This window comes from Kitasatospora sp. NPDC032757 (assembly GCF_055579305.1).
Map to the genome: position 1 here is coordinate 134,116 of NZ_JBVINN010000008.1, position 12,808 is coordinate 146,923.

The window sequence follows — 12,808 nt, forward strand, 5'->3', positions numbered from 1 at the left end:
GTCAGTGATGGGTCGTACGGTGGACACGTGCGACCCATCACGAGTATTGAGCGGTCAGAGACGCCCTTCGAGGTCGTCAGTCCCTTCCAGCCCAACGGCGACCAGCCCGCGGCCATCGCCGAGCTGGAGCGCCGGATCCGCGCGGGAGAGAAGGACGTCGTCCTGCTCGGCGCCACCGGTACCGGCAAGTCGGCCACCACGGCGTGGATGATCGAGAAGCTCCAGCGCCCCACCCTGGTGATGGCGCCGAACAAGACGCTCGCGGCCCAGCTGGCCAACGAGTTCCGCGAGTTGCTGCCGAACAACGCGGTCGAGTACTTCGTCTCGTACTACGACTACTACCAGCCCGAGGCGTACGTCCCGCAGACGGACACCTACATCGAGAAGGACTCCTCGATCAACGAGGAGGTCGAGCGGCTGCGCCACTCGGCCACCAACTCGCTGCTCACCCGCCGGGACGTGGTGGTGGTCGCCTCCGTCTCCTGCATCTACGGCCTCGGCACCCCGCAGGAGTACGTCGACCGGATGGTGCGGCTCAAGGTCGGCGAGGAGATCGACCGCGACGTCCTGCTCCGCCGGTTCGTCGACATCCAGTACACCCGCAACGACCTCGCCTTCACCCGCGGCACCTTCCGGGTCCGCGGCGACACCATCGAGATCTTCCCGGTCTACGAGGAACTGGCCGTCCGGATCGAGATGTTCGGCGACGAGATCGAGGCGCTCTACACCCTGCACCCGCTCACCGGCGAGATCATCAGCCAGGACGACTCCGTCCACGTCTTCCCCGCCTCGCACTACGTGGCCGGCCCGGAGCGGATGGAGCGTGCCGTCAACGGCATCGAGCAGGAGCTGGAGCAGACGCTCGCCCGGCTGGAGAAGCAGGGCAAGCTGCTGGAGGCCCAGCGGCTGCGCATGCGCACCACCTACGACATCGAGATGCTCCGCCAGATCGGCACCTGCTCCGGCGTGGAGAACTACTCGATGCACTTCGACGGCCGCGAGCCGGGTTCCCCGCCGAACACCCTGCTCGACTACTTCCCGGAGGACTTCCTCCTGGTCATCGACGAGTCGCACGTCACCGTCCCGCAGATCGGCGCGATGTACGAGGGCGACGCCTCGCGCAAGCGCACCCTGGTCGAGCACGGCTTCCGGCTGCCCTCCGCGATGGACAACCGCCCGCTGAAGTGGGAGGAGTTCCTGGAGCGGACCGACCAGACCGTCTACCTCTCGGCCACCCCGGGCCCGTACGAGCTCTCGCGCGGTGACGGCCAGGTCGAGCAGATCATCCGCCCGACCGGCCTGATCGACCCCGAGGTGATCGTCAAGCCGACCGAGGGGCAGATCGACGACCTGGTGCACGAGGTCCGCAAGCGGGTGGAGAGGGACGAGCGCGTCCTGGTCACCACCCTCACCAAGAAGATGGCCGAGGACCTCACCGACTACATGCTCGGCCTGGACATCCGGGTCCGGTACCTGCACAGCGACGTCGACACGCTGCGCCGGGTCGAGCTGCTGCGCGAGCTGCGGGCCGGCCGGTACGACGTGCTGGTCGGCATCAACCTGCTCCGCGAGGGCCTCGACCTGCCCGAGGTCTCCCTGGTGGCGATCCTGGACGCCGACAAGGAGGGCTTCCTGCGCTCCGGCACCTCGCTGATCCAGACCATCGGCCGCGCCGCCCGTAACGTCTCCGGCCAGGTCCACATGTACGCGGACCGGATCACCCCCTCGATGGAGAAGGCGATCGAGGAGACCAACCGGCGCCGGGTCGTCCAGCAGGCCTACAACAAGAAGCACGGCATCGACCCGCAGCCGCTGCGCAAGAAGATCGGCGACATCCTGGACACCCTCGCCCGCGAGGACGTGGACACGGACGAGCTGCTCTCCTCCGGGTACCGCGGTGCGGCGTCCAAGGGCAAGGCCCCGGTGCCGGCGCTGGGCGCGGACCGCAAGCCGGCCAAGTCCCTGCCGGCCGCCGAGCTGGCCGAGCTGATCCAGTCGATGACGGACCGGATGCACGCGGCCGCGACCGACCTCCAGTTCGAGGTCGCGGCCAGGCTGCGTGACGAGGTCAAGGAGCTGAAGAAGGAGCTGCGGCAGATGCGGGAGGCGGGCATCGCCTGATTCCCCCGGGAGTGCGGGCCCACGCCTGGCCTGGCCGGTTCTGGCACCGGTCAAGCCCGGCGGTGTCTCAGGCTCGCCACAAACGGGTAGGCGCTGGCCGGTGCGTCCCACCGCAGGCCCTAGGCTGGCCTGCGGTGCCGCCCCCGGGACGGGGCGGTCGCATCAGGGGGCCTCAGCCGGGGGACGGCAACGGGGTGTTCCACCGTGGAGCCGGCGCGGGGACCGACCGCGCGGCTGGGCAGAGAGGACAACGCCGTGTCGGTGAACCTTGCCAAGGGGCAGCAGGTCAGCCTGCAGAAGGGTTCGGGCGAGTCGCTGACCGTCGTCCGGATGGGGCTGGGGTGGAAGGCGGCGCCCAGGCGCGGTCTCTTCGGCAGCCGCACCCGGCAGATCGACCTGGACGCCTCGGCGCTGCTGTACGCCGAGCAGACCCCGTCCGACGTGGTCTTCTTCCAGCACCTGGAGAGCAACGACGGATCCGTCCGGCACACCGGCGACAACCTGGTCGGCGGCAGCGGAGCGGGCGAGGACGACGAGTCGATCCTGGTCGACCTGGTGCACGTGCCGGCGCACATCACCCAGGTGGTGTTCACCGTCAGCTCGTACACCGGGCAGACCTTCGCCGAGGTGCAGAACGCGTACTGCCGGCTGGTGGACGAGTCCACCGGGCTGGAGCTGGCCCGGTACGAGCTGGCCGGCGGCGGCCCGCACACCGGGCAGATCATGGCCAAGGTGTTCCGCGAGGCGTCCGGCGGCTGGGGCATGGAGGCGATCGGCGCGCCCGCCCGGGGCCGGACCTTCCAGGACCTGCTCCCGGCGATCGAGCCGTTCCTGTAGCGAGCCGCTCCCGCAGGAAGGCCGGAAAGTACCCAGGGAGGGGGCGCACAGGGCGGTTCTTTACCTTCTTTACCTTTCTTTGGACTTCCTGTTACTCTCGATGGCAGCGGAGGGGAGTATTCCCTCGCAGTCGTCCCGTCATCACGGGCGCCCTCGAAGCGGCGCCCCGGGGCACTGGTCCGCGGACGCGCCCCAGCGGGTCCGACGGGCGGAAGAGACCTCCGGCAGTGACGATGACTGTCTCGCCTACCTGCCGGAGGAGCAGTAGTGGACGTTTCCGTAAGCATGTGGGTCGGCACGATCGGTGTGCTGGTGGCGCTGATCGTGGCCGACTTCTTCATCGGCGGGCGCAAGCCGCACGAGGTGTCGGTCAAGGAAGCCGGAATCTGGACCACGGTCTGGATCGTGCTGGCCGCGGTCTTCGGCGGGTTCCTCTGGTGGCACTCCGGTTCGCAGCCGGCCGGTGAGTTCTTCGCCGGGTACATCACCGAGAAGTCGCTCAGTGTCGACAACCTGTTCGTGTTCATTCTGATCATGGGCAAGTTCGCGGTGCCGAGGATCTACCAGCAGCGCGTGCTGATGTTCGGTGTGATCATCGCCCTGGTGCTGCGCGCGGTCTTCATCGCCGGAGGCGCGGCGCTCGTGGCGCAGTTCTCCTGGGTGTTCTTCATCTTCGGCGGCTTCCTGGTGTGGACCGCCTGGAAGCTCATCAAGGAGGCCCGGGCCGAGGAGGAGGACGACGAGTTCGAGGAGAACCGCCTGCTCAAGTCGATCGAGCAGCGCTTCCCGTCCACCGACAAGTACCACGGCACCAAGCTCTTCATCCGGGAGAACGGCCGTCGGCTGATGACGCCGATGCTGATCGTGATGCTGGCCATCGGCACCACGGACGTGCTGTTCGCGCTGGACTCGATCCCCGCGATCTTCGGCCTCACCCAGGACCCGTACATCGTGTTCACCGCCAACGCCTTCGCCCTGATGGGCCTGCGCCAGCTGTACTTCCTGATCGGCGGCCTGCTGAAGAAGCTGGTCCACCTCTCGTACGGCCTGTCGGTGATCCTCGGCTTCATCGGCGTGAAGCTGGTGCTGCACGCGCTGCACGAGCAGGGTGTGCACGTCCCCGAGATCGGCATCCCGTTCTCGCTGGGCTTCATCGTGGTGGTGCTCGCCATCACCACCGTGACCAGCCTGATGGCCTCGAAGAAGCAGGAGCGGGAAGCGGTGGAGTCGGAGAAGATCGACGCCTGACGCCTGACGCCTGACGCCTGACGCATAAGCACGGCGGGCCCGCGACCGCACAGTGGTCGCGGGCCCGCCGTCGTTCCCGGCTGCCGGGGCGGCTCCTACCAGCCGCGCTCGCGCCACTCCTGGAGGTGCGGGCGCTCGGCGCCGAGGGTGGTGTCGTTGCCGTGGCCGGGGTAGACCCAGGCCTCGTCCGGCAGGACGTCGAAGATCTTCTCGTTGACGTCCCGGAAGAGGCTCTCGAAGGCCGCCTCGTCGCCCCAGGTGTTGCCCACGCCGCCGGGGAAGAGGCAGTCGCCGGTGAAGACGTGCTGGTGGCCCTGGGGGTCGTCGTAGACCAGCACGATCGCGCCCGGCGTGTGGCCGACCAGGTGCCGGACGGTCAGCTCCACCTGGCCGACCCGCAGGGTGTCGCCGTCCGCCAGCAGCACCTCGGTGGGGACGTCGATGCCCTCGGCGTCGTGCACGCCGGCCGCGGTGCGGGCGCCGGTGGCCGCGACCACCTCGGCGAGCGCGCCCCAGTGGTCGTGGTGGCGGTGCGTGGTGACCACGGTGGCCAGGTCCTCGCCGACGGTCTCCAGCAGCACCGGCGCGTCGGCGGCGGCGTCGATCAGCAGCTGCTCGTCGGTGGCCCGGCAGCGCAGCAGGTAGGCGTTGTTGTCGTACGGCCCGACGGCCACCTTCGTGATGATCAGATGGGCCAGCTCGCGCACGTCCGGCGGTCCGCCGACCTTGACCGCTCCGTGGTACGTCATCCGTCCGCTCCTCGAATCGTGGATGGATTGCCTTGGGGCGAGTCCTCGCAGTCCTGCCCTGACAGCATCGTCCCGCCGTCAGCCCAGCGGGGGAAGCGGGGGCAGCGCGGCGCGGCCGTCGGCGAGCTGGACGCCGCCCCGGTGGACCTGGAGACCGTCGCCGTCGGAGCGGCCGGAGAGCCAGGCGGTGAGCGCCCGCACGGGGCCCTCGGCGGTGAGCTCCGCGGTGCTTCCGGCGCCGATCCCGGCCCGGTCCTCGGTGTCGTCGGCGACCAGCTCGATCGCGGGCAGGCCCTCCGCGCCGGCCAGCTTCTCCGCCAGGCGGCGGAACTCGGCCACCGCGAAGACCTCGGGCCAGTGCGCGGGGGTGTAGCCGGCGTCCAGGTCGACGTGGTGGTACTCGACCTCCATCAGCCGCTTCCAGGGGAGGTCGTGAGCGGGGAAGGTGTAACCGCTGCGGTGCCGCAGTGTGGCCGTCCAGGCCTCGTCGGGCAGCAGAGCGGCCGCCGCGGCGAACCGCTCGGCCGAGGCGCGCAGGTCGTCGAGCTGGACGTCCAGCGGGCGCGGCGCGCCGGCCTCGATGCCCTGGTCGCGGGCCTCGTTGCTGGCGTACTGCGGGATGTCGGTGCCGGTGCGGGCGCCGTTCAGCAGGTTGACCAGGGAGTCGGCGTTGCGGGCCACGTGGGCCAGGACGTGGCCCCTGGTCCAGCCGGGCAGGGCGGAGGGCTCGGCGACGGCCTCCGGCTTCAGCCCGGAGACGCCGTGCAGCAGGTGCCCGGTGCTCTGGACGACCAGGCGCAGCCGCTCGTGGGCGAGCGCGGCGGCGGCGGTGGCGGTCTCGGGAGTGGTCATCGGGTACGGCCTCCGGTTGACGGTCCTGCGAGCGTTGCCCGGGCAGGCCCTCGCTCGTTGACGAGGGTGACGCTATCGCCGATGTCACGGCTGAGCAGGGCTTTTCTCGAACTGCCGGGGTCCGCGTCCCATGAGCGCTTCACTCGTTCGGGTGGACCCGGCTGGACAAGCTCGATAATCGAACGCGTGAGCTAGTAGGCTGGCTGCCGCATCCTGGAAGAAGTACGCATCACTTTCACCAGCCATCTCGCCCCGGAGAAAGGCGCCAGAAGCAGTGGCCGACCGCCTCATCGTCCGCGGTGCTCGCGAGCACAACCTCAAGAACGTCTCGCTCGACCTGCCCCGCGACTCCCTCATCGTCTTCACGGGCCTCTCCGGGTCCGGCAAGTCCTCGCTGGCCTTCGACACGATCTTCGCCGAGGGGCAGCGCCGGTACGTCGAGTCGCTGTCCTCCTACGCCCGCCAGTTCCTCGGGCAGATGGACAAGCCCGACGTCGACTTCATCGAGGGCCTCTCCCCGGCCGTCTCGATCGACCAGAAGTCCACCAACCGCAACCCGCGCTCGACCGTCGGCACCATCACCGAGGTCTACGACTACCTGCGCCTGCTGTTCGCCCGGATCGGCAAGCCGCACTGCCCGCACTGCGGCCGCCCGATCGCCAAGCAGTCCCCGCAGGCCATCGTGGACAAGGTGCTGGAGCTCACCGAGGGCACCCGGTTCCAGGTGCTCAGCCCGGTGGTGCGCGAGCGCAAGGGCGAGTTCGTCGACCTCTTCGCCGACCTCCAGTCCAAGGGCTACGCCCGCGCCCGGGTGGACGGCGAGACGATCCAGCTCGCCGAGCCGCCCAAGCTCAAGAAGCAGGAGAAGCACACCGTCGAGGTGGTGATCGACCGCCTCACCGTCAAGGAGAGCGCCAAGCGCCGCCTGACCGACTCGGTGGAGACGGCCCTGCGGCTGAGCGGCGGCATGGTCGTGCTCGACTTCGTCGACCTCCCGGAGGGGGATCCGGAGCGCGAGCGGATGTACTCCGAGCACCTCTACTGCCCGTACGACGACGTGTCGTTCGAGGAGCTGGAGCCGCGCTCGTTCTCGTTCAACTCGCCGTTCGGCGCCTGCCCGGACTGCTCGGGTCTGGGCAACCGGATGGAGGTGGACCCGGAGCTGGTCGTCCCCGACGACGAGAAGTCGCTGGACGAGGGTGCCATCCACCCGTGGTCCGGCGGCCACACCAAGGAGTACTTCCAGCGGTTGATCGACGCCCTCGCCGGCGAGCTGGGCTTCCGTACCGACATCCCCTGGGCCGGGCTGCCGGCGCGTGCCAAGAAGGCGCTGCTGTACGGGCACAAGCACCAGGTCGAGGTGCGCTACCGCAACCGCTACGGGCGGGACCGCTCGTACACCACGGGCTTCGAGGGCGCCGTCCCGTTCATCCAGCGCCGCCACACCGAGGCGGAGAGCGACTCCAGCCGCGAGCGCTTCGAGGGCTACATGCGCGAGGTGCCCTGCCCGACGTGCGAGGGCACACGGCTCAAGCCGGTGGTGCTCGCCGTCACCGTCGAGGGCCGGTCGATCGCGGACGTCTCGGCGATGTCGATCAGCGACTGCTCGGACTTCCTCGGCGCGATGAAGCTCAACGCCCGGGACAAGCAGATCGCCGAGCGCGTCCTCAAGGAGGTCAACGAGCGGCTGCGCTTCCTGGTCGACGTCGGCCTGGACTACCTCTCGCTCAACCGCGCGGCCGGCACCCTCTCCGGCGGCGAGGCCCAGCGGATCCGGCTCGCCACCCAGATCGGCTCCGGCCTGGTCGGCGTGCTCTACGTGCTGGACGAGCCCTCCATCGGCCTGCACCAGCGCGACAACCACCGCCTGATCGAGACCCTCGTCCGGCTGCGGGACATCGGCAACACCCTGATCGTCGTCGAGCACGACGAGGACACCATCAAGATGGCCGACTGGGTGGTCGACATCGGGCCCGGCGCCGGTGAGCACGGCGGCAAGGTGGTGCACTCCGGTTCGCTGAAGCAGCTGCTCGGCAACAAGGAGTCGCTGACCGGCCAGTACCTCTCCGGCAAGAGGTCCATCCCGATCCCGGCCGCCCGCCGCGACCGGGACAAGAAGCGCCAGCTGACCGTCCACGGCGCCCGCGAGCACAACCTCAAGGACGTCACGGTCGGCTTCCCGCTCGGCACCTTCACCGCGATCACCGGCGTCTCCGGCTCCGGCAAGTCGACGCTGGTCAACGACATCCTCTACACCCACCTCGCCCGGGAGCTGAACGGCGCCCGCAGCGTGCCGGGCAGGCACACCCGGATCACCGGCACCGACCTGGTGGACAAGGTGGTGCACGTCGACCAGTCGCCGATCGGCCGCACCCCGCGCTCCAACCCGGCCACGTACACCGGCGTGTTCGACCACGTCCGGCGGCTCTTCGCGGAGACGCAGGAGGCCAAGGTCCGCGGCTACCTGCCCGGCCGGTTCTCGTTCAACGTCAAGGGCGGCCGCTGCGAGAACTGCTCCGGTGACGGCACCATCAAGATCGAGATGAACTTCCTGCCCGACGTCTACGTGCCGTGCGAGGTCTGCCACGGCGCCCGGTACAACCGGGAGACGCTGGAGGTCCACTACAAGGGCAAGTCCATCGCCGAGGTGCTGGACATGCCGATCGAGGAGGCGCTGCACTTCTTCGAGGCCGTCCCGGCGATCGCCCGCCACCTGAGGACGCTCAACGACGTCGGCCTCGGCTACGTCCGGCTCGGCCAGTCCGCGCCGACGCTCTCCGGCGGCGAGGCGCAGCGCGTCAAGCTCGCCTCCGAGCTGCAGAAGCGCTCCACCGGGCGGACGGTCTACGTGCTGGACGAGCCCACCACCGGTCTGCACTTCGAGGACATCAGCAAGCTGATCAAGGTGCTCTCCGGCCTGGTGGAGAAGGGCAACACGGTGATCGTCATCGAGCACAACCTCGATGTGATCAAGACCGCCGACTGGATCGTCGACATGGGCCCCGAGGGCGGCTCCGGCGGCGGCATGGTGGTCGCCGAGGGCACCCCGGAGCAGATCGCGGCCGTCCCGGAGAGCCACACCGGCAAGTTCCTGCGGGACATCCTCCCGGGCGAGTTCACCGACGCCCCGGTCGCGGTCAAGGCCCCGCGCAAGCGGGCCGCCGCGAAGAAGTAGCCCCCGGAGCAGCACTGCGCGACGCCCTCACCGGCCGCCCCCGCCCCAGGGGGCGGCCGGTGAGGGCCGCATAGACTTCCCGGCGACCGCAGCAGCCGAGCCCGCCGCCAGACCAGGAGCGAACCCATGTCCGAGGCCCCCGAGAGCCCGCAGGCCGAGAGCCCCGCCACCTCCCGCCGAACCCTGCTCTGCGGGGCCGCGGCCGTCCTCGCCGCCGGCGGCGCCCCGGCGGTCTCCGGCTGCTCGTCCTCCTCCGGCTCGTCCGGCTCCTCCTCCGCCAAGACCCCGGTGGACGTCGGCCCGGCCTCCGCCGTGCCGGTCGGCGGCGGCACCGTCTACCGCGATCAGAAGATCGTGGTGACCCAGCCGGCCGAGGGCCAGTACAAGGCGTTCAGCGCCAAGTGCACCCACGCCGGCTGCATCGTCGACCAGGTCAAGAACCAGAAGATCCAATGCCCCTGCCACGGCAGCATGTTCGGCATCACCGACGGCGCGGTGCTGGACGGCCCCGCCCCCACCCCGCTGCCCCAGTACACGGTGGCGGTCGAGGGCGGCAACCTCAAGGTGACCCCGAGCTGAAGCAGTTGATCTCCGCCCAGTTGATCTCCCCTCCGCAGGCCCGGCCCGACTCGGTACGGTGGACCCATGGCTGACCCGTCCACCTACCGCCCGGCGCCGGGCGCGATCCCGACCTCGCCGGGTGTCTACAAGTTCCGCGACGCCCACGACCGGGTCATCTACGTCGGCAAGGCCAAGAGCCTGCGCCCCCGGCTGTCGTCCTACTTCCAGGACCTCGCCGGGCTGCACCCGCGTACCGCGACGATGGTGACCACCGCGGCCTCGGTGGAGTGGACGGTGGTCGCCACCGAGGTCGAGGCGCTCCAGCTGGAGTACTCCTGGATCAAGGAGTTCGACCCCCGCTTCAACGTCAAGTACCGCGACGACAAGAGCTATCCGGAGCTGGCGGTCACCCTCGACGAGGAGTACCCGCGGGTCCAGGTGATGCGCGGGGCGCACAAGAAGGGCGTGCGCTACTTCGGCCCGTACGGGCACGCCTGGGCGATCCGCGAGACGGTCGACCTGCTGCTGCGCGTCTTCCCCGTGCGCACCTGCTCCAACGGCGTCTTCAAGCGCGCCCGCCAGGTCGGCCGGCCCTGCCTGCTCGGCTACATCGGCAAGTGCGCCGCGCCCTGCGTCGGCAAGGTCTCGGCCGACGAACACCGGGCGCTCGCCGAGGACTTCTGCGACTTCATGGCCGGCCGCACCGGCAACTACCTGCGCCGGCTGGAAGAGCAGATGCAGGAGGCCGCCGCGGAGATGGAGTACGAGAAGGCGGCCCGGCTGCGCGACGACATCGGGGCGCTCAAGCGCGCGATGGAGAAGAACGCCATCGTGCTCGCCGACGCCACCGACGCCGACCTGCTCGCCCTCGCCGAGGACGAGCTGGAGGCCGCCGTCCAGATCTTCCACGTCCGCGGCGGCCGGGTCCGCGGCCAGCGCGGCTGGGTCACCGACAAGGTCGAGGACGTGGACACCGCGGGCCTGGTCGAGCACGCCCTCCAGCAGCTCTACGGCAGCACCAGGGGGGACGAGCGGAACGAGTCCGTCCCGCGCGAGGTGCTGGTGCCCGCGCTGCCCGAGCCGGCCGAGCCGGTGAAGGAGTGGCTGAGCAGCCTGCGCGGCGCCCAGGTGGACCTTCGCATCCCGCAGCGCGGCGACAAGAAGGACCTCATGGCCACCGTGCAGCGCAACGCCCAGCAGGCGTTGGCGCTGCACAAGACCAAGCGCGCCTCCGACCTCACCACCCGCAGCCGCGCCCTCCAGGAGATCGCCGACGCGCTGGAGCTGGACTCCGTGCCGCTGCGCATCGAGTGCTTCGACATCTCGCACCTCCAGGGCGAGGACGTGGTCGCCTCAATGGTGGTCTTCGAGGACGGCCTGGCCCGCAAGAGCGAGTACCGTCGCTTCCAGATCAAGGGCTTCGAGGGCCAGGACGACGTCCGCTCGATGCACGAGGTGATCAGCCGGCGGTTCCGCCGCTACCTCCAGGAGCGCGAGGAGACGGGGGAGTGGGCCGTCCCCGAGGCCGACGACCCGGGCGCCGCGCCCGCCGCCGACGGCGCCCCGGAGACCCCCGCCGAGGGCGGCTCCGAGATCCCCGCCGGGCCGATCGACCCGGACACGGGCCGCCCCCGCCGCTTCGCCTACCCGCCACAGCTGTTGGTCGTCGACGGCGGCCAGCCGCAGGTCGCGGCCGCCAGGCGCGCCCTGGACGAGCTGGGCATCGACGACGTCGCCCTCTGCGGCCTGGCCAAGCGCCTGGAGGAGGTCTGGCTGCCCGGCGAGGACGACCCGGTGGTCCTGCCGCGCAGCAGCGAGGGCCTCTACCTGCTCCAGCGGGTCCGCGACGAGGCACACCGCTTCGCCATCACCTACCAGCGCAACAAGCGTTCCAAACGACTCACCGCCGGGGAGCTGGACTCCGTCCCCGGCCTCGGCGAGACTCGCCGCCAGGCGCTGCTCAAGCACTTCGGCTCGCTGAAGAAGCTCCGTGCGGCCACCGTCGACGAACTCTGCGCCGTCCCCGGCATCGGACGCCGGACGGCGGAGACTGTTGCGTCAGCGTTGTCGTCCCGTACACCCGCGGCACCGGCTGTGAACACCGCCACCGGCGAGATCATCGATGACAGCGCCGACGCGGCCGGCCCAGCGGCCGCCGCAGCGCCCCAGACCGCACCGTCCCAGGAGACGCCATGACGGCCGACGCCGCCCGTCAGCCGGCGCGCCCCGCGCTCACTCGCCCGAGTGAGCCGGGGAAGCGTGCCCGCGCGACGCGCGTTCTCCTCAGCAGAACCATCGAGAGCGGGGAACCGAAGTGACCATGTCCGACCATGGGGGTACCACCCGGCCGGAGGCTGGGGGAGAGAACGCCCCGGAACTGGTGATCATCTCCGGCATGTCCGGAGCAGGCCGCTCCACCGCGGCCAAGTGCCTGGAGGACCTCGGCTGGTTCGTGGTGGACAACCTGCCGCCGGCCCTCATCCCGACCATGGTCGACCTCGGCGCCCGCTCCCAGGGCAACGTGGCGCGGATCGGTGCCGTGGTGGACGTCCGCGGCCGGCAGTTCTTCGACGACCTGCTCACGTCGCTGGACGAGCTGGAGAAGCGCGGCGTCCGGCTGCGCGTCGTCTTCCTGGACTCCTCCGACGACGCCCTGGTCCGCCGCTTCGAGAGCGTCCGCCGCCCGCACCCGCTCCAGGCCGACGGCCGGATCGTCGACGGCATCGCCCAGGAGCGCGACCTGCTGCGCGAGCTGCGCGGCGAGGCCGACCTGGTGATCGACACCTCCAACCTCAACGTGCACCAGCTGCGCGCCAAGCTCGACGCCCAGTTCGCCGACCACGACGAGCCCGAGCTGCGCGCCACCGTGATGTCCTTCGGCTTCAAGTACGGCCTGCCGGTCGACGCCGACCTCGTGGTGGACTGTCGCTTCCTGCCCAACCCGCACTGGGTCCCCGAGTTGCGCGCCCGCACCGGCACCGACGCCGACGTCGCCGACTACGTGTTCCGGCAGCCCGGCGCCAACGAGTTCCTCAACGGCTACACCGAGCTGCTGCGCATCGTGACCGAGGGGTACCGCCGCGAGGGGAAGCGCTACATGACGCTTGCCGTAGGCTGCACCGGTGGCAAGCACCGCAGCGTCGCGATGTCCGAGCGCCTGACGAAGCGTCTCATCGCGGACGGAGTGGAAACCGTGCTCGTCCACCGTGACATGGGACGGGAGTAGCCGCCGCGCCCCTGCCGGGCCGCCGGCGGAGGGCCGGCG

Annotated in this window: 9 protein-coding genes; 7 read left to right on the forward strand and 2 right to left on the reverse strand. The window is 70.3% G+C overall.

What is annotated here, in order from left to right; genetic code table 11:
- The first annotated feature begins 27 nt into the window (after positions 1 to 27).
- From uvrB to ACZ5WK_RS13545, 3 genes are all read left to right on the forward strand, one after another.
- The gene (gene uvrB, locus ACZ5WK_RS13535; RefSeq protein ID WP_465547490.1) at positions 28 to 2,121 is read left to right on the forward strand and encodes an excinuclease ABC subunit UvrB; all 2,094 of its coding nucleotides are present in this window, start codon (positions 28 to 30) and stop codon (positions 2,119 to 2,121) included.
- A gap of 255 nt (positions 2,122 to 2,376) precedes the next feature.
- Positions 2,377 to 2,958 carry a TerD family protein gene (locus ACZ5WK_RS13540; RefSeq protein WP_465547491.1) on the forward strand — a complete coding sequence of 194 codons (582 nt, stop codon included), beginning with the start codon at positions 2,377 to 2,379 and terminating at the stop codon, positions 2,956 to 2,958.
- A 267-nt stretch (positions 2,959 to 3,225) separates the two neighbouring features.
- Entirely contained in the window at positions 3,226 to 4,206 is a 981-nt protein-coding gene (locus tag ACZ5WK_RS13545; protein WP_465547492.1) for a TerC family protein, read from the forward strand.
- Positions 4,207 to 4,301: 95 nt separating this feature from the next.
- Here ACZ5WK_RS13545 and ACZ5WK_RS13550 read toward each other — a convergent pair whose 3' ends face one another.
- Positions 4,302 to 4,955, reverse strand: coding sequence for an MBL fold metallo-hydrolase (locus tag ACZ5WK_RS13550; protein WP_396320529.1), 654 nt, complete (start codon positions 4,953 to 4,955; stop codon positions 4,302 to 4,304).
- A 78-nt stretch (positions 4,956 to 5,033) separates the two neighbouring features.
- On the reverse strand, positions 5,034 to 5,807 hold the full coding sequence (locus ACZ5WK_RS13555) for a maleylpyruvate isomerase family mycothiol-dependent enzyme (RefSeq protein ID WP_465547493.1): 774 nt from the start codon (positions 5,805 to 5,807) through the stop codon (positions 5,034 to 5,036).
- A 274-nt stretch (positions 5,808 to 6,081) separates the two neighbouring features.
- On the opposite strand from ACZ5WK_RS13555, the gene uvrA reads away from it, so the two are divergent.
- The 4 genes from uvrA (at position 6,082) to rapZ (ending at position 12,769) form a co-directional block, all read left to right on the forward strand.
- Positions 6,082 to 8,982, forward strand: a complete 2,901-nt coding sequence (gene uvrA, locus ACZ5WK_RS13560) for an excinuclease ABC subunit UvrA (protein ID WP_465547494.1) — start codon at positions 6,082 to 6,084, stop codon at positions 8,980 to 8,982.
- A 126-nt stretch (positions 8,983 to 9,108) separates the two neighbouring features.
- Positions 9,109 to 9,561, forward strand: coding sequence for a Rieske (2Fe-2S) protein (locus ACZ5WK_RS13565; protein ID WP_465547495.1), 453 nt, complete (start codon positions 9,109 to 9,111; stop codon positions 9,559 to 9,561).
- A gap of 66 nt (positions 9,562 to 9,627) precedes the next feature.
- Positions 9,628 to 11,739 carry an excinuclease ABC subunit UvrC gene (gene uvrC / locus ACZ5WK_RS13570; RefSeq protein WP_465547496.1) on the forward strand — a complete coding sequence of 704 codons (2,112 nt, stop codon included), beginning with the start codon at positions 9,628 to 9,630 and terminating at the stop codon, positions 11,737 to 11,739.
- Positions 11,740 to 11,863: 124 nt separating this feature from the next.
- A complete protein-coding gene (rapZ, locus tag ACZ5WK_RS13575) occupies positions 11,864 to 12,769 on the forward strand; it encodes an RNase adapter RapZ (RefSeq protein ID WP_465547497.1) in 906 nt (301 codons plus the stop codon).
- Positions 12,770 to 12,808: the final 39 nt, after the last annotated feature.

Coding starts and splice junctions, on each gene's coding strand:
- ACZ5WK_RS13550 (WP_396320529.1), bottom strand. CDS start 4,955: ATGACGTACCACGGAGCGGTCAAGGTCGGCGGACCGCCGGACGTGCGC.
- ACZ5WK_RS13555 (WP_465547493.1), bottom strand. CDS start 5,807: ATGACCACTCCCGAGACCGCCACCGCCGCCGCCGCGCTCGCCCACGAG.
- ACZ5WK_RS13565 (WP_465547495.1), top strand. CDS start 9,109: ATGTCCGAGGCCCCCGAGAGCCCGCAGGCCGAGAGCCCCGCCACCTCC.
- uvrC (WP_465547496.1), top strand. CDS start 9,628: ATGGCTGACCCGTCCACCTACCGCCCGGCGCCGGGCGCGATCCCGACC.
- rapZ (WP_465547497.1), top strand. CDS start 11,864: ATGTCCGACCATGGGGGTACCACCCGGCCGGAGGCTGGGGGAGAGAAC.